Consider the following 21,016-nt stretch of genomic DNA (forward strand, 5'->3'; position numbering starts at 1 on the left):
AAGTGCAAAGGCTTCGTTTCACTTGAAAAACAAGATGATCGCGCATGCCTGAGGTCGACGAAGCTTCCGTGATACTTCTGTTGCAATCCTCTTAAAGCCGGCATCGCATATAGGCGCCGCTCGCGATCCTGTGTATATACGCAGATGATCGCCCATGCCGCCGTTGCATTTCAACGCGACGCCCGGCGCCAGCAAAAGGATTGAAGTTTCATGCGCATCACGATGATCGGCTCAGGTTATGTGGGGCTTGTATCGGGTGTCTGCTTTGCCGATTTTGGACACGATGTCATTTGCGTCGACAAGGACGCCAACAAGATCGACGCGCTGCAACGCGGCGAAATACCGATCTTCGAGCCGGGCCTCGAACAGCTCGTTGCCGACAATGTGCGAGCCGGCCGCCTCTCCTTCACTACTGATGTAGAGACGAGCGTTGCCGCAAGCGATGTCGTCTTCATTGCGGTCGGCACCCCTTCCCGGCGCGGCGACGGCCATGCCGACCTCTCCTACGTCTATGCCGCTGCTCGCGAAATTGCCGAGCATGTGAAGGACTTCACCGTCATCGTCACCAAGTCGACCGTACCGGTCGGCACCGGCGACGAAGTCGAGCGCATCGTGCGCGAAACCAATCCCAGCGCCGATGTCGCCGTTGTCTCCAATCCGGAATTCCTGCGCGAAGGTGCGGCCATCGAGGATTTCAAGCGTCCCGACCGCATCGTCATCGGCCTCAACGACGAACGCGCCCGCGGCGTCATGACCGAAGTCTACCGGCCGCTATACCTCAACCAGGCGCCGCTGCTCTTTACCTCTCGCCGCACGTCGGAGCTGATCAAATACGCCGCCAACGCCTTCCTTGCCATGAAGATCACCTTCATCAACGAGATGGCCGATCTCTGCGAGAAGGTCGGCGCCAATGTGCAGGAAGTCTCGCGCGGCATCGGCCTAGACGGCCGCATCGGCTCGAAATTCCTGCATGCAGGCCCGGGCTACGGCGGCTCCTGCTTCCCGAAAGATACGCTGGCGCTCGCCAAGACGGCGCAGGATTACGACAGCCCCGTGCGCCTGATCGAAACGACCGTGTCGATCAACGACAACCGCAAGCGCGCCATGGGCCGCAAGGTGATCGCGGCCATGGGCGGCGACATCAGGGGCAAGGCGATAGCGGTCCTCGGTCTGACGTTCAAGCCGAATACCGACGACATGCGTGACAGCCCGGCCATCTCGATCATCCAGACGCTGCAGGATGCCGGCGCCACGGTGACCGGCTACGATCCCGAAGGCATGGAGAATGCCCGCCAGGTGATCGACAACATCGCCTATGCTGAGGATGCCTATAGCGCCGCACGCGGCGCCGATGCGCTCGTCATCGTGACGGAATGGAACCAGTTCCGCGCGCTGGATTTTGCCCGGCTCAAATCCATCATGAAGGCTCCGGTCCTCGTCGACCTCAGAAACATCTATCGCCGTGACGAGGTCGCAAAGCACGGCTTTGCCTATACAAGCGTCGGCAGACCCTCGAGCGACGACACACTTTAGAGTGTCTGCGCATTCCGAACGGAAAACCCCTACGCACCTTTCCTCGAAATGCTTTAAGCAAAGGCCGATCAATGCGTTATCTCATCACCGGCACCGCCGGCTTTATCGGATTCCACCTTGCCAGGCGCCTGCTTGACGAGGGACATTTTGTCGTCGGTTTCGACGGCATGACGCCCTACTATGACGTCAAGCTCAAAGAAAAGCGTACAGCCATTCTCGCCCGCTCCAACGGCTTCAAGGCCGTCACTGGCATGCTGGAAGACAAGGCAGCGCTGGATCGCGCCGCCGAACTCGCCGAACCTGATGTGATCGTCCATCTCGCCGCACAGGCCGGCGTCCGCTATAGCCTCGAAAATCCGCGTTCCTACGTCGATTCCAATCTTGTCGGTTCGTTCAACATCCTGGAATTGGCGAGAAACCTGCAGCCGAAGCACCTGCTGCTTGCCTCCACCTCGTCGGTCTATGGCGCCAACGAAAAGATCCCCTTTGCCGAAAGCGACAAGGCCGACGAGCAGATGACGATCTATGCAGCGACCAAGAAGAGCATGGAGCTGATGGCGCACAGCTACGCCCATCTCTTCAACATACCAACGACCGCTTTCCGTTTCTTCACGGTCTATGGCCCCTGGGGCCGTCCGGACATGGCGCTGTTCAAATTCGTCGATGCCATCAAGAACGACAGGCCGATCGAGATCTACGGCGAAGGCAAGATGAGCCGCGATTTCACCTATATCGATGATCTCGTCGAAGGCATCGTGCGCCTCATCGGCGTCGTGCCGTCGGAGGAAAACCGGATCGTGTCGGAGACGATCATCGACACTCTCTCGAAGAATGCCCCTTTCCGGGTGGTCAATATCGGCGGCGGCCAGCCCGTCGGGCTGATGAGCTTCGTCGAAACCATCGAGACGATGCTCGGCAAGAAGGCGATCCGCAAGATGCTGCCCATGCAGCCTGGCGACGTACACAATACCTATGCCGTCCCGGATCTGCTGGTGGCGCTGACTGGCTTCAGGCCGCAGATCGAAGTCGATGAAGGCGTGAAGCGCTTCGTCGAGTGGTATCAGGACAACTATTGAGCGAAATGGCAGGCATCGTCGAAATGGAACACTGGATCGAGAGCCCCGGCGGGCGCCTCTATGCCAAATCATGGACACCGCATGCCGAGACCTTCCTGCCGCCGATCATCCTGTTTCATGATTCCCTCGGATGCATCGCGCTCTGGAGGGATTTTCCACAACAGCTCGCTCTTTCCCTCAACCGTCAGGTGATCGCCTATGATCGCTTAGGCTTCGGTCGCTCCGATGCTCGCATCGACGTTCTGCAGCAGAATTTCGTGGCCCTGGAGGCCGAGCAGGCCGTTCCGTTGCTATGCGAGCAGTTTTCCGTTCAAGAGTTCGTTGCCTGCGGGCATAGCGTCGGCGGCGGCATGGCGGTGGAAGCAGGAGCACGTTTTAGCGACCGCTGCCAGGCCGTTATCACCATCGCAGCGCAGGCTTTCGTGGAAGAGAGAACCCTGCAAGGCATCAGGATCGCACAGCAGGATTTCAGATCGGCTGAGACCTTCGCCCGGCTTGAGAGATATCACGGCAGCAAGACCAAGTGGGTGCTGCATGCCTGGATCGATACGTGGCTTACTCCCGAACGTGCCGGCTGGTCGCTCGATCCGGCCCTCGAAAAACTCCGTTGCCCGGTGCTTGCCATTCACGGCGAGCGTGACGAGTATGGCTCCGAGGCTCATCCCCACCGGATCGCGGCCGGACGCGGATCGGCTTATATCCTGCCGAATACCGGACATTCGCCGCATCGCGAACACCCCGCCCAGGTCCTACAGGCGATCGAAAACTTTCTGGCGTGAAACGACAAGAAAACCGGCTTACTCGGCTCGACCCGCAGAATGATAGCTCCGGTCGAAGTAGATAAGCCCCTGCCCCTCATCACGTTGACGGATAGCATCGACTTCACAGAGCAGGATATCATGCGTTCCGCCGTCGGCCTGGCGGACGATGCGGCAATCGAAGGAGACAAGAGCATCCTCAAGCACCGGCGCGCCTGTCGATAGTTCCGACCAGGAGGCACCGGCGAAGCGTTCGGCAACCGGGGTCTTGCCGCCGAAAAGCCGCGACAGGTCCTGATGCGCTTCCGACAGCACATTGACGCAGAGCACACCGTTTTGCGTGACGGCGGGATGAACGGACGCGCCACGATTGAGGCAAACGAGCAGGGTCGGCGGGTTATCGGTAACGCTGCAGACGGCGGTCGCCGCAAAGCCGGCGATGCCCGCGGGGCCATTGGTCGTGACGATGTTCACTGCCGCCGCCATCCGCGCCATGGCATTGCGAAACTCGGTACGCGCAATGTCGGGATCGGCGACAGGCACCGCCTTCTCGATTGCCACGGAAGTTTTCATGTTCATCGCACTCTTCCTTAACTCTCGCAGACAACCTCACATTATCGATGGGGAGCATGCGCCTCAAGAAACGACATTTTGCGGAAGTAGCCCTTCGCGAGCAATTAATTTTCTATAAAATCTATCAACAAAAAGAAAAACAGACCGCCTCGGGCTTCTACGCTGCGACGGCATGCTGGGGATGCCTCAGGTCCGAGTGGAAATCAGGAGAAACATCGGCCGCTCGCGCTCGATTGCCCATTCCGGATGGGCTGCAAGATCCTCATCGCTCGGCGACCATTCTTCGACATGGGCAATGATGAAGCCGGACACGATCAACAGGTTGAGCGTCGTACCCATGGTGCGATGCTGCTTGACGACGCCCTCGGCGAGCCAGTTCGTCACGCGTGGCCCCTCGATTTGATAGGCACTGAGCGGCCAGATTTTGCCGCCGTCGGCGTCATCGAGCCATTCCGGCCGTCGGGGCGCCATATAGATCGGATGCTCGATTGAAAAGATCAGCCGACCGCCCGGCTTCAGCGCCTGACGGATCGTCGTCAGCAGTCCGGCAAAGCCTTCGATATAATGGAAGGCGAGTGAACTGTAGACGAGATCGAAGCTCGCTTTCGGAAGCTGAAGTTGCTCCAGATCAACGCGATCGTAGCGAACCCGCGCATCCTCCGTTTCCGCCCGCGCACGTTCCAGCATTTTTTCCGAGACATCGAACCCCAATACACTGGCCGCCCCCTGCTCGGCCGCCCAACGGCAGAACCAGCCGAAACCGCAGCCGAGATCCACGACATCGAGACCCTTCATGTCCGGCATCAAGGCACGGATGGCCGGCCATTCAGCCGCACCCGCCAGCCCGTCGATGGATCGCTGTAGGCGACTATAGCCTTCGAAAAAGCCCGGATTGTCGTAGATATTCTGCGTCATGTTGGTCTTCCACGCTTCTGCGCGCCCTGGAACTGGCAGTATCGCAGGTATAGCTCGTATCCTCTTCGCTTAGACCATAAGCAAGCCGACGAAAAGCCAGTTAAAGGGAGGTCCCGCCTGTACCGGTCAAGCCGCCGGCTTTGGCCGCGATAGCCACTGTGAATAGGGCTTTACGCCGAAATCCGGATCGGCCGCCTCTTCAAGCACGTGGATGAATTCGATCGAATGCCCGTCGGGGTCCGAAAAATATTGCGAGACGGCCGGCATCCAACCGACAACGACCGGCTCATCGAGCGGCTCGCCATTGAAACCCTTCGGCTGAACACCATGAGCCTTCAATGCGGCGGCGGAGCCGATTACATCGGCGAGAGACGTTCTGAACGCGATATGGAGACGCATCTTGAGAGGGGAGCTGCCCGTTTCCCAAAGGCCGAGCATGCCCATCCGTTTATCGTCGATCCAGAGGAAAGCAACATTTCTGCTCTCGATGACCGTCCCGACTTCGAGCTTCAGGACATCGCGATAGAAGGCGATCGAGCGCTGGAGATCGGCAACCGTCAGATGCGTCTCGTAAAGCCCCTGAATGCGCGGTATCGACGGATCGGCCGGACGCTCAGGATGACCGGCCGTCATCACATCACCTTCGCCGCCGTAACCTCGACCTCGACCAGAAACTCGGACCGTGTAAACCCGCCGACGATCAGCAACGTGGAGACCGGTGCGGGATTTTGGACATAGCGATCGCGCACGGCCATGTAGGCGGGAAAATCCTCGCGCGTAGTCACGAAACCGCCGATGCGGATGACGTCGGCAAAACCCATGCCAGCCTCCTCAAGGATAGCCCCGATCGCCTTGAAACATAGTTCGGCCTGGCCGGTAACGTCAGCCGGAATGCGATCGTCGATACCGATGCCGAGCTGGCCGGAGGTGACCAGCATGCTGGCGCCGGACGGCACCAGCAGGCCGTGATTGTAATTGCCGAAAGGGCGGCGGACAGATGCGGGATTGAAGACCTTTTTCATCGATTCCGACTCCTGATGACCGTGCCGATACCAGCATTTTATGATGAAAGGGGCAAGTCGGTCAGTGGGCCTGAGCCGATGTCACCGCTCGATTCCGCCGCACTTCCAACAGGATATGTCCGAAAAGCGCTGCAAGCACGATCGGCCCGCCGATGAGCGTCGCCGTCGAAGGGCGCTCGGCAAAAATCATCCAGACCCAGAGGGGCGTCAGCGGCACTTCGAGCGCTGTCAGCAGGGCGGCATCCGACGCCGGAACCAGCCGCGAGCCGAAGGTATAGAGGCTGAGGCCCATGGCGTTCTGGATAATGCCGAAGGCGATGATCAGTCCGAGATCCTGTCCGGAGATCGAAAGCGGCGAGGCGAACCAGAAGGTGATGGAGGAACACAACCAGGCGGAAAGCGCCATGGCAGGCAGCATCGGCACATTGCGATGCTGGCGCATGACGACGGCAAGACAGGCGACGGTCAGCGTCATGACGGCGGCAAGCCCCTTGCCGAGCCAGCTGCCGCCATCACTTGCATGGCCGGAAAGCATGACGAGCACGCCGATGAAGGCAACGCCACTGGCAATCAGCGTCCTCATGTTGGGACGTTCGCGGATGAAGAGAAAAGCGACCCCCGCGGTGACAAAGGGCACAGTCGCATAGATGACCATGGCATCGGCGACCGACGTATAATAGATCGAGCCGATGCCGCTGATCATCGACGCGGTGGAAAAGATCGTCGCCGCCAGCGAAGGACCACCCATGGAGCGCAGGATGCGAAAGGCGTTGCGGCGCTCGATATAGAAGAACAGCGCGAAAACGCCGAGGCCGGAGACGATGCCGCGGCAGAACAGAATGGTCATGAGATCGGCATGGATCGCCCGAACGAAAAGGCCCGATGTCGACCAGGCGAGCGCCGAAAGGGCCACATAAATCACACCGAGCCTGTATTGTTGCTGTTCCGCCAGCGTCACGATGGAATCCCCCCGCCCTATAGTGGCAGAGCATTAGCGGGCGGGCATGATACCCACAAGCAAAGCTTGCGCCGCTGGAGCTCGCGGATGCCGGAAGATGGAAAGGGTTGCAGGAAGGTCACGCCACACGTTGCCGCGGGTGGTCGAGGGAGCGCCTTCTCCCCGTTGCTGTTGGCAAGATCACATTGATCTTGCACATATTTGCGATCGCTCTACGGTTTCGGCGGCTTTGTCGAAGGAGAATCAATTGCGCCTGCTGTCAGCCACCTTGTTTGCGTGCGGCTGCGTCAGCCTGGTCGACGGACCGCTCTGGCCGCCGGCGCAAACCTATGTCGACCAGACGGTGCAATGCAGTCAGAGCAGCAATCCGGCTCGCTGCGAACATACAAGGGATAGCTGGAAGGATGATTACGAGGAAGCCATCGCGGGCGGGTATCGGGCGCAGAAACACGTCGCTTTATGCCTGAGCACAGGCTGCGATCAGGCAATCCAGCCTGACAAAATGCTTGGCTGCGCTTGGCGCATGGTCATTGCTGAAACAAGGCATGCGCTGCCTGACAGTATGGATTTCGCCAATCTCAACCGCTTCTGCGGAACAGGCTATCTCGACGAGAACGGAAAACTCGCAGCCGCCTCGCAAGCGAAGGCGATGGTGCGCCTCATCGGCAAATAGCAGGCCACGCGGCAGGAGCTGTCTGCCGCGTGGCCTGGTCATTTTTGGAGCTTACGCGTAGGCCACAAGGAATTTGCCGATAGCCTCGATCTCGTTGGGGCGAATATCATGACCGCCCGGATGCCATTCGAGCGTAACCTCCGCATCCTGTCGCGCAAAATAATCGGCGAGCGCCTTGGTGACCGGCGCCGGCGCGATCGGATCGCGTTCACCCGCGGTGATCAGCACGCGCTTGCCAGCCAACCTGGCATTGCCCTTCGGCTGGAAGGGGATCAGCGGATGCATCAACACGGCCGCATCGAACAGATCGCCATGCTCGATAAGCACGTTGGCAAGGATGTTGGCGCCGTTGGAAAAGCCGAGGCCCAGCACCTGCGATGCGCCATATTCGGCCGCCAGTTCCGAGACATACTTCGCCATCTTTTCCGTCGCCCTGGCAAGATCGGCCATGTCATAGACACCCTCACCCGTCCGACGGAAGAAACGCGCTGCGCCATATTCCGAGACATCGCCGCGCGGCGAGATGATGGTGGCGTCCGGCAACAGGCGGGTGGCGAAATCGAAGAACTGGTTCTCGTCGCCGCCGGTGCCATGGAAGGTAAAGAAAACAGGCTTTCCGGATGCACCGGCCCTCAGCCGGTGCACATAAGTGGTATCCATCATGATCTTTCTCCTGGATTAGCCTTCCAGCGGTTCGAGATGCTGCTCGATCAGGCCACGCAGATGCGCATGCTGTTCCGGCAGTTTCAGCGCCTCGCCGAGATGGGCCGTATCCTCGTCGCGGTCGAAGCCGGGCTCGTTGGTGGCGACTTCGAACAACACGCCGCCAGGCGTGCGGAAGTAGATCGCCCAGAAGTAATCGCGGTCGATGACCGGGGTGACCTGATAGCCGGTATCCATCAGCGCCTTGCGCACTTCGAGCTGCTTTGCACGATTCTCGACGGCAAAGGCGACATGGTGGACGGAGCCCGCACCCGGAAGCGCGCGATTGATGTTTGGCATCGCCTCAAGGTCGACATAATCGGCACCGTTGCCGCCGGGAATGGCAAGCCGCTTGATGCCATCATGCGTATCGACCACCTCGTAGCCCATGTACTTCAAAAGCTCGGCAGTAGCGCCTTCGTCCCTGAGCCGCATAGCAACGGAATGGAAGCCCCTGATGGCATGCTCGGCATCGACCCCGTTATGCGTCCAGGGCTGACGCTTGTCATCCTTGACCTCGACGAGCGCGAAACCGTCGCCATCCGGACCGGCAAAATGCAGGCGCTTCTGGCCAAAGGATTCGTCGGCCTTCAAGCCCTCGACACCATGCTGGCCGAGCCGCTCGGTCCAGTAGCCGATGGCGCCTTCCGGAACGGAATAGACCGTATTGCCGACTTCGCCGCTCCCCGGGCGGCCGCGCGCCATCTTCGGGAACGGGAAGTAGGTCATGATCGTGCCGGGCGTGCCGACCTCGTCACCATAGTAGAGGTGATAGACATCGGGAGCGTCGAAATTCACCGTCTTCTTGACGCGGCGCAGGCCGAGCGTATCGGTGAAGAACTTATTGTTGGTCCGGGCGTCTTCGGCCATCGAGGTGACGTGGTGAAGACCTTTGATCTGGTTGAGCATCTTAAACCCCTTGTTTCGCCTGCACCGGCAGGCGTTTCTCATGGGCAGAAGATGGTCTTGTCGGCCGCCTTTCGATAGCCCTCAAGTGCCAAACGGATTGTCTTCAAAGAGTGAACGATAAATTCCAATCGTTCACTGATGTAAAGCGCAATCCAGAAGACCGCGCCTCACTGAGCCTCCGGATTGCTCGGCAGCGCCCAGTCAATCGGCTCCCTTCCATGCTCGGCCAGATAGGCATTGGCCTTGGAAAAATGCCGGCAGCCGAGGAAGCCGTTATGGGCTGACAGCGGCGAAGGATGCGCTGCCTTGAGCACCAGATGGCGCTCGGTATCGACGAAGGCGGCCTTCTTCTGCGCGTAGGAGCCCCAGAGCATGAAGACGACGCCATCGCATTCGTCGTTGACCCTGCGGATCACCGCATCGGTAAAGCGCTCCCAACCCTTGCCCTGATGCGACGCGGCCTGGGATTCCTCCACCGTCAGCACGCTGTTAAGCAGCAACACGCCCTGCTTCGCCCAGCTTTCCAGAAAGCCGTGGCGCGCCGGCGGAATGCCGAGATCGGTTTCCAGTTCCTTGTAGATATTGACCAGAGATGGCGGAATGCGCACGCCGGGGCGTACGCTGAAGCAGAGCCCATGCGCCTGGCCGAAGCCGTGATAGGGATCCTGTCCAAGGATGACCACCTGCACTTCATCAAGCGGCGTCAGATCCAGAGCCCGGAAATACTCGCTGCCACGGGGAAATATCACCTTGCCGCGCTGCTTTTCCTCGACGAGAAAAGCCTTGAGCTGCTGCATGTAGGGGCTTTCGAACTCCGGAGACAGCGCCTCTTTCCAGCTCTCCTCCAGCTTGATATTCGCCTCAGCCATCGTTTCCGGCCTCCGTCAGTTGTCAGCCTGTCGATTGAGGATGAAAGCGCCGGCGTGTCAAGAAAATGGCGGCGGCGGCGGCGGGGAGATCACAGTTTTTGAAGGGGTGTGGCTTGGTTTCAATCTTCACGTAAATGGCGCAATGATGAAAATACGACACGCAAGCGTTGACAAGGTGGTTCGCTTCGGCCATTGGAAACCATCCCAATTTTTCGACCGGTGCCCCATGCTTCCCTTGCATTCCCTTGGCGAGCGCATTGTCGTGCTCGGCCCTTCCAATGCCGGTAAGTCAACCCTGGCGGTTGCACTTTCCAAAAAACTTGGCTTTCCAACAATCCATCTCGATCAGCTTCATCATCTGCCCCATACCGATTGGCAACAGCGACCAGAAGCAGAATTCGCCGCGCTTCACGATGCGGCCATTCTTCGCGACCAGTGGATCATGGAAGGCAATTATACGCGCCTGATGCCGCAACGTTTGGCTCGCGCTACCGGCGCCATCCTCATCACCTCCAATCATTGGCTGCGCTTTTCCCGCTATCTCAAGCGGACCCTGATCAACCGCTCAGATCGAGCGGGCCATCTCGAAGGCGCCAAGGACAGCATCAAATGGGAGATGATTCACTGGATCCTCGTGAAGACCCGCAAAAGCGGCGTCAAATACGCGAAAATTCTTCAGGACTCCGAGTTGCCGATGGTGGAGTGCCGCACAGCGAAGGCCCTCAACAACCTTTATCAGGCGTGGGACCTGCCGAGGAGCCGATAGGCTTCATATCGAAATGGTCTTTGAGTTGATATACGCGGCTCCCGATCACCCCTTAATCCGCACCATCTGCGGATCATAGAGCGGCTTCAGCGACACCTGGCATGGCACGCGGCTCTGCGCGACATCGAGCTCATAGCGCCCCGAAAGTACGAAAGCCTCCGTCACGCCATCGGGATTGCGGACATAGCCGTAGCCGATGGCCTTGCCGATCGTGTAGCCGTAACCGCCGCTCGACAGCCAGCCGACGCGCTGCCCGTCGCGATAGATCGTCTCGCGGCCCAGAAGCACGGTTTCGGGATCGTCGGGCACGAAGCAGGCGAGCACCTTCTTCACACCGGAAGCTAGCTGCCGCTCGATCGCCTCCCTGCCGCGGAACGCGACATCCTTCCTCGTCTTCACCGCCCAGGCAAGCCCTGCCTCGACCGGCGTATGATCCGGCCCGATATCGGAGCCCCAGGCGCGATAGCCCTTTTCCAGCCGGCAGCTCTCGATGGCGCGATAGCCGGCATTGATGAGGCCGTGCTCGCGCCCGGCCGCCATCAGCACGTCATAGACGGTAGCGGCATATTCCACCGGCACATGCAGCTCATAGCCGAGTTCGCCGACATAGGTGATGCGTAGCGCCCGTACAGGGCAACCGGCGATGCCGACGGTCCTCACCTTGCCGAAGGGGAATGCGGCGTTCGAAACGTCGGCCGAGGTCACAGCCTGCAATATCTCGCGCGACTTCGGCCCCATCAGCGACAGCACGGAATAGGCCGAGGTGACATCCACCAGCTCCGCATGCATTTCGGGCGGAATGTTGCGGGCAATCCAGTCGAAATCATGTGTGGCGAAACCGGTGCCCGTGGTGATGTAGAACTCGTTCTCGGTGATGCGGGCAACGGTGACATCGCATTCGATGCCGCCGCGGTCGTTCAGCATCTGGGTATAGGTCAAAGAACCGACAGGCTTGGCGACGTCGTTGGCAGCGATCCAGGAGATCGCCGCCTCCGCGTCCCTGCCTTTCAGCACGAATTTGGCAAAGGAGGTCTGGTCGAAGATGACGGCCGCTTCGCGCACAGCCTTATGCTCCCGGCCGACGGCGTCGAACCAGTTCTGCCGCCCATAAGTGTACTCGTCCTTCGGCTCCTCGCCGGCAAAGAGATCGGCAAACCAGTTCGGCCGCTCCCACCCGAGCTTTTCACCGAAGCAGGCACCCTGCGCCTTCAGCCGATCATAGAGTGGCGACTTGCGGCAGGGCCGGCCACTGGAATGCTCCTCGAACGGCCAGGCCATGGTGTAGTGCTTGCCATAGGCTTCCAGCGTGCGGGTGCGCACCCAGTCGGTGTCGAAATGCGGACGGCCGAAGCGCCTGATATCGACCGGCCAGAGATCGTAAGGCGGCTCGCCCTTGGCGACCCATTCGGCAAGCGCCATGCCCGCCCCGCCGGCCGACGCGATGCCGAAGGCGTTGAAGCCGGCGCCGACGAAGAAATTCCGCAGTTCCGGCGCTTCGCCGAGAATGAAATTGCCGTCCGGCGTGAAACTCTCCGGGCCGCACAGCAGCTGCTTGACACCGGCCGTTTGCAACGCCGGCACGCGCACCAGCGCCTGTTCCATGATCTGCTCGAAATGATCGAAATTACTGTCGAGCAGCGTGTAGTGGAAATCCCTAGGGATGCCGTCGAGCGCCCAGGGGATAGGATTGGGCTCATAGCCGCCCATGACAAGCCCGCCGACCTCCTCCTTGTAATAGGTCAGCCGGTCGGGATCGCGCAGCGTCGGCAGATTGGACGGCACGCCAAAGGATTCGGTGATGAGATATTGATGCTCGACGGAGACGAGCGGCACGTTGACACCGAAGCGGCCGGCAAAGTTCCGCGTCCACTGCCCCGCGCAGACGACGACGCGCTCGCATTCGATGCGCCCCTTCTCGGTGATGACGGCGCGGATTCGCCCCTTGTCGATCTCCAGATCGAGAACTTCCGTATTCTCGAAGATCGACACACCGCTCATGCGGGCGCCCTTTGCCAGCGCCTGGGTGATATCGGAAGGATTGGCCTGGCCATCGGTCGGTAAGAAGGCGGCGCCGACGAGGTCGTCGATATCCATCAGCGGCCAGAGATCGAAAGCCTCCTTGGGCGTCAGCAGATGCATCTGCAAGCCAAAGGACTGTGCCGTCGTCGCCTGGCGCTTCACCTCCGTCCAGCGCTCCTCATTGCAGGCGAGACGCAAACCGCCATTCATCTTCCAGCCGGTAGCAAGCCCCGTCTCCGCCTCGAGCTTCTTGTAGAGATCGACGGAATAGCCGAGCATCTGCGTGATGTTGGCGCTGGTGCGCAGCTGGCCGACGAGGCCGGCGGCATGAAACGTCGTGCCCGAGGTCAGCTTCTTGCGTTCGAGCAGCACGGTGTCGGTGAAGCCGAGCTTGCCGAGATGGTAGGCCGTCGAGCAACCGATGATGCCGCCGCCGATGACGACGGTCTTTGCGGTAGCAGGCAGTTCCTTCATCGTGTCACCTCAAGAATTGCGAAAATCCTGCCATGCGCTTTCGAACCGCCGCAGATTTTCAGCTGTATAGGAAGAATAATCGAAATCGATGTCGGAATGGATTTCCGAAACCATGCTCCACATCGTCTCGCGCAGGAGGGAAGCACATTTCATCGCCTGATAGCGCCGGCGCAGATCGTCGCTGATGGAAGCTTCGAAATAGGCCTCCAGCATCGCCTCTTCCTGCGTCTCGGAGAATTCATTGTTGGAGGCAAGGCCGCCGAGATCGAAGAGCGGCGTGTTGAACCCAGCATAATCCCAATCGATCAGCCAGAGCCGCTTGCCGTCGTCGAGGAAATTCGCCGCCAGCAGATCGTTGTGACCGAAGGCGATTTCGAAAGGACCGGCTTCGCGTTCGAGCCGTTCGGCAATTTCCAGGAAGGAAATCAGCCGCGACTTGTGCCGGCTACCACCAGCCTCGAGAACGGCCGCATAATCCCTGACCACATGGAAGACCCAGAAGATGGCTGCCGGTCCGCGAAAATGCCGGGCGACGTCCCGATGACAGGACCGGACGAGCGGCACGACGCGGCTCATCATTGCCGGCTTTCTTATATCATCGGCCGATAGCGGTTTTGCATCGATATAGTCGAGCACCAATATGCCGGGCTCGTGATGTATGACGGCAGGCGAAAGACCGGCGGCATGTGCAGCCCTGCTCGCAGCCACCTCGTTTGCGCGGCTGATGTGATGAACGGGAATGTCCGATCCAAGCCGCACGACGAAGCGGCGACCATCATTGCCGACCAGATAGTTGCGATTGGTAATGCCGCCGACAAGCGGTTCGATGTCGATCGGCCCGCGCCAGATGCCGAGAGAATGTATCCTGTCTTCCGCTGTCGCAGTCATGCCCCCTCCGGTCCTGCTGCTGAGCATCCTTCGGATGTGAAAGGTTCCCCACAAACGTTAAGCTGTCAAGAAGCAGCCCACAAAATGAAACGAATATTTGGTTTTTTGTTGGAATCGAACGGCCGTCTCCAATCGGATGAGCTATGGATATCCTAAAGACTGCGCTTCACCGTAGGTGAGATTTGTCTTAAAAACTCAGGCGCGAAGCAACCGGATAGATGCTGCGCGCATTATGGCCCCAGCGGCGGTAGGACAGCCAGTTGGAGCCACAGAAGTTTGGGATCAATACCCACAACAGGATCAGGAACCATGCCGGGCACATCCCAGCCACCGCAGCACTCCAACCATCGCGAACGCGAGATTCTCGAGGAATTGCGGTTAGCCGGCGGCGCCAGCCGCATCCAGTTCCTGGCCGAACGGCTCGGCGTTTCCGAAGAAACCATCCGCCGCAACATCCGCAGCCTTGAGGCCAATGGGCTTGTGACCAAGGTGCATGGCGGCGTCCACATCAAGGACTCGATGATCGAGCCGCCGCTTCATCTGCGCATGAACGAGAATGCCGAAGCCAAGCGCATGATCGCCGCCTCGGTCGCGGCCATGATCGAGGATGGCGATGCGCTGTTTCTCGACGTCGGCTCGACCACTGCCTTCATCGCCGTCGCGCTGCAGAAGCATCAGAACCTCTTCGTCGTCACCAACGCAGTCGCGGTTGCCCATGCGCTTGCCACCCGCAACGGCAATCGCGTCTTCTTTGCCGGCGGCGAATTGCGCGGCCATGATGGCGGCACTTTCGGCATGGAAGCCGCCAATTTCCTGCGTCGTTTCAATGTGCGCCACGCGATCCTCTCGGTCGGCGCCATCAACGCCGCGTCGGGCTTCATGCTGCACGATCTCGAAGAAGCGGAATATTCGCGGGAAGCGGCCAGCCGCGCCGAAAACTGCATCATCGTTGCCGACAGTGCCAAGTTCGGCCGCAGCGCGCCGATCGTTTTGAACGAGCCGGAAAACTTCAACGTTCTGGTCACGGACGAACAACCGCCGGCAGACATTCGCGCCATGCTGGAGCGCAACGAGATCGAGCTCATCATCGCCAACCGGCAGCGGGACGAACGGCGATAGCGGGTTCGCCGATACTCAGCCGTTGCACATCGTCTCAAGCGTCTGCGCGGCCTTGCTGGCATGGCGCTCCTTGTGGCGAAGCAGCCGGAAGCTGCGGGCGGGCAGATCGAAGTTTGCCTGAACCAGCAGACCCTGCCCGAGATAGGCTTTGGCCGCAGCACTCGAAATGGCCGCAGCACTTTGCCCCGCGCAGACTGCGGAGAGCACTGCCTCATTCGAGGGAAGGACCAGCGTCACGTCGAGGTCCCGCGGTGAAGCACCAAGCCTTGCGACGGCATTTTCGAATTCGGAACGCGTACCCGACCCCTCTTCTCGCATTACCCAGGATGTCCTGCTTATGAGGTCGGCGGCGGTGAGCTGTCGCCCGTCCGCCCAGGGATGGTGTGGCGGCACGACGATGACAAGCGCATCCTCCGCAACGATCTTTATCGACAATGCCGGCGCATCCACCTCGCCCTCGATGAAACCCAGCTCGGCCGCACCGTCGATAACTGCCTCGGTGACGGTTCTGGTGTTGCCGATCGTAAGGTCCAGCTCGATGCCGGGATATTCGCGACGAAACCGCATCAGCAAGGGCGGTAGCCAGTAGCTGGCGATGGTCTGGCTGGCATAGAGGCCAAGGCGGCCGCGCTGCAGCCCGCCCAATTCCGAAAGCATGAGTTCCGCCGCACGTACGCGTGCGAGGGTCGCCCTGGCTTCTCCGAGGAAGGATCGTCCCGTCTCCGTCAGCTCGATCCGCCGGCCGACGCGATGAAACAGCTCCACGCCATAATAGGCTTCCAGGTTCTTGATCGCCGAGCTGACGGCGGAAGGCGTCAGATTGATGGCTTCAGCGGCATTGGTCAGATGCTCTCGCTCGGCGACGGCGACGAAGATTGCGAGCTGTTCGAAAGTCATGGGAAATCATTCTAATTTATCGAACGAAACATAGGATAATATTCGATGGATGTCGACATCGACAGATGAGACTTTCCAGCCGTCAGCAATCATCAGAAACGAATGACGGCACGCAATGTCTCCCGCTCAACACGCAAACAAAATTCTGCCCGGCCTCGCGCTTAGCTCGGCCGTTGCTCTTCTGGCCTTTGTTGCAGAGCATGTGGAAACCGGTCTTCTCGGTGGGCGGTGGATCGAAAGCCTGGTGCTTGCCATCGCCCTCGGCATTGCGGTTTGCACGATCAAGCCGCTAAAACCGGCCATGAAGCCGGGCATCGATTTCAGCGCCAAGTTCCTTCTGGAAATCGCTATCGTCCTTCTCGGCGCCTCCATCAGCCTTTCGGCCATCCGCGGCGCCGGCGTCTGGCTGATCGCCGGCATTGCCATTGTCGTCGTGCTGTCGATCGCCGCCACCTATCTCATCGGCCGGGCACTCGGCCTGCCGCCGAAGCTCGCGACCTTGATCGCCTGCGGTAACTCGATCTGTGGCAATTCCGCCATCGTCGCCGTTGCGCCGGTGATCGAGGCAGACTCGCAGGAGATCGCCGCCGCACTGGCCTTCACCGCCGTGCTTGGCATTGCCGCCGTATTTCTCCTGCCGCTTTTCTATTTCCACTTCGGCATGAGCGTACCGCAATATGGGACCCTCGCCGGACTGACGGTCTATGCCGTACCGCAGGTGCTGGCGGCGACAGCCCCTGTCGGGATGCTCGCCGTCCAGACCGGCACGCTCGTCAAACTCGTCCGCGTTCTGATGCTAGGCCCGGTCATCTTTCTGCTCGGCATCCTCACCAAGACCGAGACCACAGCGCCGGATGGACGCAGCGGCCACCATTCGCTGGTTCCCTGGTTCATCTGCGGCTTTCTCGGGCTGATGGCACTTCGCTCCTTCGGACTCATTCCCGATGCGCTGGTGGCCCCGATGCAAACGGCTTCCGGCATTCTCACTGTCGTCGCGATGGCGGCTCTAGGCCTGTCGGTGAACATTCGCTCGGTCGCCCATGCCGGCGGCAAGGTGATCGCTGCGGCGACGCTATCGCTTTTAGCTCTCGGCGCCATCAGTTATGGTCTGATCGTCGCCCTGCAGATCCAGTAGCATAGGACGCATTACTGGCAGAGGATCAGCTCGGGCTCAATGCTTCGGCTGATTTCAGCAAAGTAGCGGTCTCGCTTTCGCAAGAAGGATAGCCGATGGCATAGCCCTGAAGTTCATCGCATCCGACCTCGGCCAGAACGCGGGCGTGGTCCTCGGTCTCGACCCCCTCGGCAACCACCTCGACATTCAATGCGCGTGCAATTTCAACGATGGAGCCGACAAGACGCCGCTGCTCTTCGGATACCGTTACGGCGGTCACCAGTTGCCGGTCTATCTTCAACCGCTTCGGCTTCAGCTTGACGAGCCCGATCAACGACGCGTGACCCGAGCCGAAGTCGTCGATCTCGATATCGATCCCCATCGCCTTGATACCAGCGATATTGGCAAGCACAACCTCGTCCGGCTCATCCAGGAAGATGGTCTCCACCAGCTCGAAGGCTATGGCGCCGCGCGGTATTCTGAGTGCACGCAATCCATCGATCAGATCGGGATCGGCAAGGCGACGGCCGGAGATATTGACGGCAATGCGTGGCGGCGAAAGCCCGCGCGAAACCCAAGCTGCCCGATCCGCCAGCGCCCGTTTCAACACGGCCGCATCGATTTCTGCTGTAATCCCATATTCGTCTGCGACCTTGAGGAAGGCGACGGGACTGAGCAATCCCCTCACCGGGTGGCGCCAGCGTGCCAGCGCCTCCAGTCCGACGATGTGCCGGGTCTGCGCATTCACTTGGATCTGATAGAAAGGTTCGATCTGCCGCAGCATCGGCGCCAATCGCAGCTCGTCGGCCAGACGGCGTTCCGCATGCAGATCGGACTGGAGCTGCGGTGTGAAAAACTCTACCCGGTTGCGGCCGAGTTTCTTGGCCTGGAAAAGAGCGACATCGGATTCTGCCAAAAGATTGCCGGTGCCGCTCGTCTTGCCGAGCGCCACGCCGATGGATGCACGGATTCGCAGCATCTCGTTGCCGAAACGCACTTCCCGGCGTAAGCGCGATAAAATATCGTCAGCGATCACCTGAATCCGTTCGATACTGCCGATATTGACCAGCACGGCGACGAACTCGTCGCCCCCGATGCGGGCAACGACATCGTTGGCGGTGATCGCTCCGGAAATGCGAGCGGCGGCGCTTTGCAGCGTAGCATCACCGGCCGCATGTCCCCATTTGTCGTTGATCTCCTTGAATCCATCGAGATCGATATGGAGTATCGCCAAAGTTTCGATAGAGGCGTCTTTGCGCAGCTCGGCCAGGCGCCGGTCGAAATAGCGGCGGTTCGGAAGACCCGTAAGATAATCGTGATCGGCGGCATGCTCTATTCGCGCACGGCTGTGCTCCAAGGCGACGGCGCGCGCTTCGGCGATAGCCTTTTGGCCGGACAATTCGCGATTGAGCAGGACGTCGGCAGTGACGTCCCATTCCGCGCCGATGAAGGAAGGCGCCCCCTCGGCGTCCTCATAGTAATGCGCGCGCGAACGCAGATGGCGCACCTCGCCTCCTGGCAGAATGATGCGGAATTGGGAGTTATAGAAACCCTTCGTGGCCAGCGCGGCATCGAAGTCTTGGATGGCCCTTTCGACATCCTCCGGATGCAACGCATTCATCCAGACGTCGGAGGAAACCTTGCGCTCTTGGAGCCCGGTTTCGTAGAGCTTATGCATCTGCTGGTCCCAGAGCAGTTGCTGCTCATTGACGTTATGCTGCCACACGCCGATTTGGGACGCCTCCAGCGCCAGCTCCAGCCTCCTCAAAAGGTCCTGGAACTCTTCTTCGCTTCGCCCTGATATCGTCTCTGCCAAAGAGCTCCACCCCCTTCGGAAATAGAAGAGACTAGCTAACCGCAGCCAATGATAGTTGCACTACTCCCTTTCGCGAACTTTAATGGCTGCGCAAGCTACCCAAATTAACAGCAACGCCGCAATCCCTGCCGCCGGCCATGCCCCGTCAATGATTATGCCGCGGCGGATTGGCGGCGATGTCGCGGAAATCGGCGGCCCCATCGAGCACCGCTCCATCGGAAAGCTGCGTAACTGAACGACGATAGATGCGCTGCCACGGCGTCGCATCCGGCGGCACCGGCGGAATTCCATCGCCCTTGCGACGCACAATCTCCGCCTCTTCCACCAGCATGTCGCACCGCCCTTGATTGAAATCGATGCGGATGATGTCGCCGGTCCTGAGCCAGGCAAGGCCGCCACCGGCCGCACTTTCCGGCGAGGCGTTGAGGATCGACGGGCTGTCGGCCGTGCCCGATTGACGTCCGTCGCCGATCGTCGGCAGGCTGCGGATGCCGCGCTTCAGAAGCGCATCGGGCGGCTGCATGTTGACGACTTCCGCCGATCCCGGCCAGCCGATCGGCCCGGCGCCACGAATGACGAGAATGGTCTTTTCGTCGATATCGAGATCGGGATCGTTGATGCGCTTGTGATAATCCTCAGAGCCATCGAAGACGACCGCCCTGCCCTCGAACACGCCCTCGTGCCCCGGCTCCTGCAGGTAGCGGCCGCGGAACTCTTCCGAGACGACGCTCATCTTCATGATGGCGAAGTCGAAGAGATTACCCTTAAGAACCAGGAAACCGGCGCGCTCCTTCAGCGGCTCGGCGAAGGGACGGATGACCTCGCGATCCGTCGCCTCCCGGCCCTTCAGGTTCTCCGCCATCGTCCGACCCGTAACCGTCGGACAACTGCCAGCGAGCTTGCCGGCCTGCAGCAGCTCCCACATGATAGCCGGAACGCCGCCGGCGCGATGGAAACGCTCGCCAAGATAGGCGCCTGCCGGCTGCACATTGGCGAGCAGCGGAATGTCGAAGCCGTGCACCTGCCAGTCGTCGGGATAAAGTTCGACGCCGGCATGCTTGGCCATGGCTGCAAGATGCGGCTGTGCATTGGTCGAGCCGCCGATGGCGGAATTGACCCTGATGGCATTGAGGAAGGCCTCGCGCGTCAGCACATCCGAAGGCTTGATATCCTCCAGCACCAGTTCCACGGCCCGCCGTCCGGTGCGGTAGGCCATCTGGCCGCGCTCACGATAGGCGCCGGGAATGGCGGCACAGCCGGTGAGCGACATGCCGAGCGCCTCGGCCATGGCGTTCATGGTCGAGGCTGTTCCCATCGTGTTGCAATGGCCGATGGAGGGCGCAGAGGCAAGCGAAGCCTCCATGAACTCTTCCTCATCGATCTCGCCTGCCGCCAGCTTACGGCGTGAACGCCAGATCACCGTGCCGGAACCGGCAAGCTCGCCCTCATGCCAGCCATCGAGCATCGGGCCGCCGGACAGAACGATCGCCGGAATATTGACGGTCGAAGCCGCCATCAGCGCCGAGGGCGTAGTCTTGTCGCAGCCGGTCGTCAGCACGACGCCATCGAGCGGATAGCCATAGAGCACTTCCACCAGGCCGAGATAGGCGAGATTGCGGTCGAGCGCCGCCGTCGGTCGCTTGCAGTTCTCAAAGATCGGATGGGTTGGAAATTCAATCGGAATGCCGCCCGCATCGCGGATGCCGTCACGCACGCGCTTGGCGAGATCGAGGTGATGGCGGTTACAGGGCGTAAGATCGCTACCGCTCTGGGCAATGCCGATGATCGGCTTGCCCGACCGCAGCTCCTCCGGCGTGATCCCGTAATTCATGAAGCGTTCGAGATAAAGCGCCGTCATATCGATATGATCGGGATTGTCGAACCAGTCCTGCGAACGCAGACGACGCTTGGATGCACCCTTATCGCTCATCTCTT

At 60.1% G+C, this 21,016-nt stretch carries 20 protein-coding genes; 7 read left to right on the forward strand and 13 right to left on the reverse strand.

Annotated features, from left to right (window positions below; genetic code table 11):
- The first annotated feature begins 210 nt into the window (after positions 1-210).
- From FHX05_RS05900 to FHX05_RS05910, 3 genes are all read left to right on the forward strand, one after another.
- The gene (locus FHX05_RS05900; protein ID WP_183709241.1) at positions 211-1,533 is read left to right on the forward strand and encodes a UDP-glucose/GDP-mannose dehydrogenase family protein; all 1,323 of its coding nucleotides are present in this window, start codon (positions 211-213) and stop codon (positions 1,531-1,533) included.
- A 71-nt stretch (positions 1,534-1,604) separates the two neighbouring features.
- Positions 1,605-2,609, forward strand: a complete 1,005-nt coding sequence (locus tag FHX05_RS05905) for an NAD-dependent epimerase (RefSeq protein WP_183870935.1) — start codon at positions 1,605-1,607, stop codon at positions 2,607-2,609.
- A gap of 5 nt (positions 2,610-2,614) precedes the next feature.
- Positions 2,615-3,388: an alpha/beta hydrolase gene (locus tag FHX05_RS05910; protein ID WP_183871195.1), complete on the forward strand. Its 774-nt coding sequence runs from the start codon at positions 2,615-2,617 to the stop codon at positions 3,386-3,388.
- A gap of 18 nt (positions 3,389-3,406) precedes the next feature.
- Here FHX05_RS05910 and rutF read toward each other — a convergent pair whose 3' ends face one another.
- From rutF to FHX05_RS05935, 5 genes are all read right to left on the reverse strand, one after another.
- Entirely contained in the window at positions 3,407-3,946 is a 540-nt protein-coding gene (gene rutF / locus FHX05_RS05915; RefSeq protein ID WP_183870936.1) for an NADH-dependent FMN reductase RutF, read from the reverse strand.
- 180 nt (positions 3,947-4,126) lie between these two features.
- Positions 4,127-4,855 carry a methyltransferase domain-containing protein gene (locus tag FHX05_RS05920; protein ID WP_183870937.1) on the reverse strand — a complete coding sequence of 243 codons (729 nt, stop codon included), beginning with the start codon at positions 4,853-4,855 and terminating at the stop codon, positions 4,127-4,129.
- 126 nt (positions 4,856-4,981) lie between these two features.
- Positions 4,982-5,488, reverse strand: a complete 507-nt coding sequence (locus FHX05_RS05925) for a VOC family protein (RefSeq protein ID WP_112604429.1) — start codon at positions 5,486-5,488, stop codon at positions 4,982-4,984.
- Positions 5,488-5,877, reverse strand: a complete 390-nt coding sequence (locus FHX05_RS05930; protein WP_183870938.1) for a RidA family protein — start codon at positions 5,875-5,877, stop codon at positions 5,488-5,490. The genes FHX05_RS05925 and FHX05_RS05930 overlap by 1 nt, the downstream gene beginning before the upstream one ends.
- A gap of 61 nt (positions 5,878-5,938) precedes the next feature.
- On the reverse strand, positions 5,939-6,835 hold the full coding sequence (locus tag FHX05_RS05935; RefSeq protein ID WP_112411484.1) for a DMT family transporter: 897 nt from the start codon (positions 6,833-6,835) through the stop codon (positions 5,939-5,941).
- Positions 6,836-7,082: 247 nt separating this feature from the next.
- Between FHX05_RS05935 and FHX05_RS05940 the strand changes: the two genes are divergently transcribed.
- Positions 7,083-7,508, forward strand: a complete 426-nt coding sequence (locus FHX05_RS05940) for a hypothetical protein (protein ID WP_183870939.1) — start codon at positions 7,083-7,085, stop codon at positions 7,506-7,508.
- A 51-nt stretch (positions 7,509-7,559) separates the two neighbouring features.
- Here the strand turns inward: FHX05_RS05940 and FHX05_RS05945 are convergent, their stop codons facing one another.
- The 3 genes from FHX05_RS05945 to ung all read right to left on the reverse strand — a co-directional run bounded on the left by FHX05_RS05945 (position 7,560) and on the right by ung (position 9,988).
- Positions 7,560-8,171 carry an alpha/beta hydrolase gene (locus FHX05_RS05945; RefSeq protein ID WP_183870940.1) on the reverse strand — a complete coding sequence of 204 codons (612 nt, stop codon included), beginning with the start codon at positions 8,169-8,171 and terminating at the stop codon, positions 7,560-7,562.
- Positions 8,172-8,186: 15 nt separating this feature from the next.
- The gene (locus tag FHX05_RS05950) at positions 8,187-9,119 is read right to left on the reverse strand and encodes a VOC family protein (protein WP_183870942.1); all 933 of its coding nucleotides are present in this window, start codon (positions 9,117-9,119) and stop codon (positions 8,187-8,189) included.
- A 167-nt stretch (positions 9,120-9,286) separates the two neighbouring features.
- Positions 9,287-9,988, reverse strand: coding sequence for a uracil-DNA glycosylase (gene ung, locus FHX05_RS05955; RefSeq protein ID WP_112415417.1), 702 nt, complete (start codon positions 9,986-9,988; stop codon positions 9,287-9,289).
- Between the two features lie 40 nt (positions 9,989-10,028).
- Here ung and FHX05_RS05960 point away from each other — a divergent pair, with 40 nt between their 5' ends.
- Positions 10,029-10,754 (forward strand): AAA family ATPase, encoded by a 726-nt coding sequence (locus FHX05_RS05960; RefSeq protein WP_246698844.1) that lies wholly within the window; start codon positions 10,029-10,031, stop codon positions 10,752-10,754.
- 45 nt (positions 10,755-10,799) lie between these two features.
- Here FHX05_RS05960 and FHX05_RS05965 read toward each other — a convergent pair whose 3' ends face one another.
- Complete coding sequence (locus FHX05_RS05965; protein WP_183870943.1) at positions 10,800-13,247, reverse strand: FAD-dependent oxidoreductase; 2,448 nt, start codon at positions 13,245-13,247, stop codon at positions 10,800-10,802.
- 9 nt (positions 13,248-13,256) lie between these two features.
- The gene (locus FHX05_RS05970) at positions 13,257-14,135 is read right to left on the reverse strand and encodes a choline kinase family protein (protein ID WP_183870944.1); all 879 of its coding nucleotides are present in this window, start codon (positions 14,133-14,135) and stop codon (positions 13,257-13,259) included.
- Positions 14,136-14,444: 309 nt separating this feature from the next.
- On the opposite strand from FHX05_RS05970, the gene FHX05_RS05975 reads away from it, so the two are divergent.
- A complete protein-coding gene (locus FHX05_RS05975; RefSeq protein ID WP_112334951.1) occupies positions 14,445-15,254 on the forward strand; it encodes a DeoR/GlpR family DNA-binding transcription regulator in 810 nt (269 codons plus the stop codon).
- A gap of 15 nt (positions 15,255-15,269) precedes the next feature.
- On the opposite strand, the gene FHX05_RS05980 is transcribed toward FHX05_RS05975, so the two are convergent.
- Positions 15,270-16,151: a LysR substrate-binding domain-containing protein gene (locus FHX05_RS05980; protein ID WP_183870945.1), complete on the reverse strand. Its 882-nt coding sequence runs from the start codon at positions 16,149-16,151 to the stop codon at positions 15,270-15,272.
- A 115-nt stretch (positions 16,152-16,266) separates the two neighbouring features.
- Between FHX05_RS05980 and FHX05_RS05985 the strand changes: the two genes are divergently transcribed.
- Positions 16,267-17,286 (forward strand): YeiH family protein, encoded by a 1,020-nt coding sequence (locus FHX05_RS05985; RefSeq protein ID WP_183870946.1) that lies wholly within the window; start codon positions 16,267-16,269, stop codon positions 17,284-17,286.
- 25 nt (positions 17,287-17,311) lie between these two features.
- Here the strand turns inward: FHX05_RS05985 and FHX05_RS05990 are convergent, their stop codons facing one another.
- Together FHX05_RS05990 and FHX05_RS05995 are read right to left on the reverse strand one after the other, a co-directional pair.
- A complete protein-coding gene (locus FHX05_RS05990) occupies positions 17,312-19,081 on the reverse strand; it encodes a GGDEF domain-containing phosphodiesterase (protein WP_183870947.1) in 1,770 nt (589 codons plus the stop codon).
- A 145-nt stretch (positions 19,082-19,226) separates the two neighbouring features.
- Positions 19,227-21,011 carry an IlvD/Edd family dehydratase gene (locus FHX05_RS05995; RefSeq protein ID WP_183871197.1) on the reverse strand — a complete coding sequence of 595 codons (1,785 nt, stop codon included), beginning with the start codon at positions 21,009-21,011 and terminating at the stop codon, positions 19,227-19,229.
- Positions 21,012-21,016: the final 5 nt, after the last annotated feature.

This window comes from Rhizobium sp. BK491, assembly GCF_014194925.1.
Classification (GTDB): domain Bacteria; phylum Pseudomonadota; class Alphaproteobacteria; order Rhizobiales; family Rhizobiaceae; genus Rhizobium.

Excerpts from the sequence above, each read along its gene's own strand:
- FHX05_RS05905 (WP_183870935.1), top strand. The coding sequence starts at position 1,605 with ATGCGTTATCTCATCACCGGCACCGCCGGCTTTATCGGATTCCACCTT.
- FHX05_RS05985 (WP_183870946.1), top strand. The coding sequence starts at position 16,267 with ATGTCTCCCGCTCAACACGCAAACAAAATTCTGCCCGGCCTCGCGCTT.
- FHX05_RS05925 (WP_112604429.1), bottom strand. The coding sequence starts at position 5,488 with ATGACGGCCGGTCATCCTGAGCGTCCGGCCGATCCGTCGATACCGCGC.
- FHX05_RS05980 (WP_183870945.1), bottom strand. The coding sequence starts at position 16,151 with ATGACTTTCGAACAGCTCGCAATCTTCGTCGCCGTCGCCGAGCGAGAG.
- FHX05_RS05930 (WP_183870938.1), bottom strand. The coding sequence starts at position 5,877 with ATGAAAAAGGTCTTCAATCCCGCATCTGTCCGCCGCCCTTTCGGCAAT.
- rutF (WP_183870936.1), bottom strand. The coding sequence starts at position 3,946 with ATGAACATGAAAACTTCCGTGGCAATCGAGAAGGCGGTGCCTGTCGCC.
- FHX05_RS05975 (WP_112334951.1), top strand. The coding sequence starts at position 14,445 with ATGCCGGGCACATCCCAGCCACCGCAGCACTCCAACCATCGCGAACGC.
- FHX05_RS05950 (WP_183870942.1), bottom strand. The coding sequence starts at position 9,119 with ATGCTCAACCAGATCAAAGGTCTTCACCACGTCACCTCGATGGCCGAA.
- FHX05_RS05900 (WP_183709241.1), top strand. The coding sequence starts at position 211 with ATGCGCATCACGATGATCGGCTCAGGTTATGTGGGGCTTGTATCGGGT.
- ung (WP_112415417.1), bottom strand. The coding sequence starts at position 9,988 with ATGGCTGAGGCGAATATCAAGCTGGAGGAGAGCTGGAAAGAGGCGCTG.
- FHX05_RS05965 (WP_183870943.1), bottom strand. The coding sequence starts at position 13,247 with ATGAAGGAACTGCCTGCTACCGCAAAGACCGTCGTCATCGGCGGCGGC.
- FHX05_RS05970 (WP_183870944.1), bottom strand. The coding sequence starts at position 14,135 with ATGACTGCGACAGCGGAAGACAGGATACATTCTCTCGGCATCTGGCGC.
- FHX05_RS05920 (WP_183870937.1), bottom strand. The coding sequence starts at position 4,855 with ATGACGCAGAATATCTACGACAATCCGGGCTTTTTCGAAGGCTATAGT.
- FHX05_RS05945 (WP_183870940.1), bottom strand. The coding sequence starts at position 8,171 with ATGATGGATACCACTTATGTGCACCGGCTGAGGGCCGGTGCATCCGGA.
- FHX05_RS05910 (WP_183871195.1), top strand. The coding sequence starts at position 2,615 with ATGGCAGGCATCGTCGAAATGGAACACTGGATCGAGAGCCCCGGCGGG.
- FHX05_RS05995 (WP_183871197.1), bottom strand. The coding sequence starts at position 21,011 with ATGAGCGATAAGGGTGCATCCAAGCGTCGTCTGCGTTCGCAGGACTGG.
- FHX05_RS05960 (WP_246698844.1), top strand. The coding sequence starts at position 10,029 with ATGAAAGCGCCGGCGTGTCAAGAAAATGGCGGCGGCGGCGGCGGGGAG.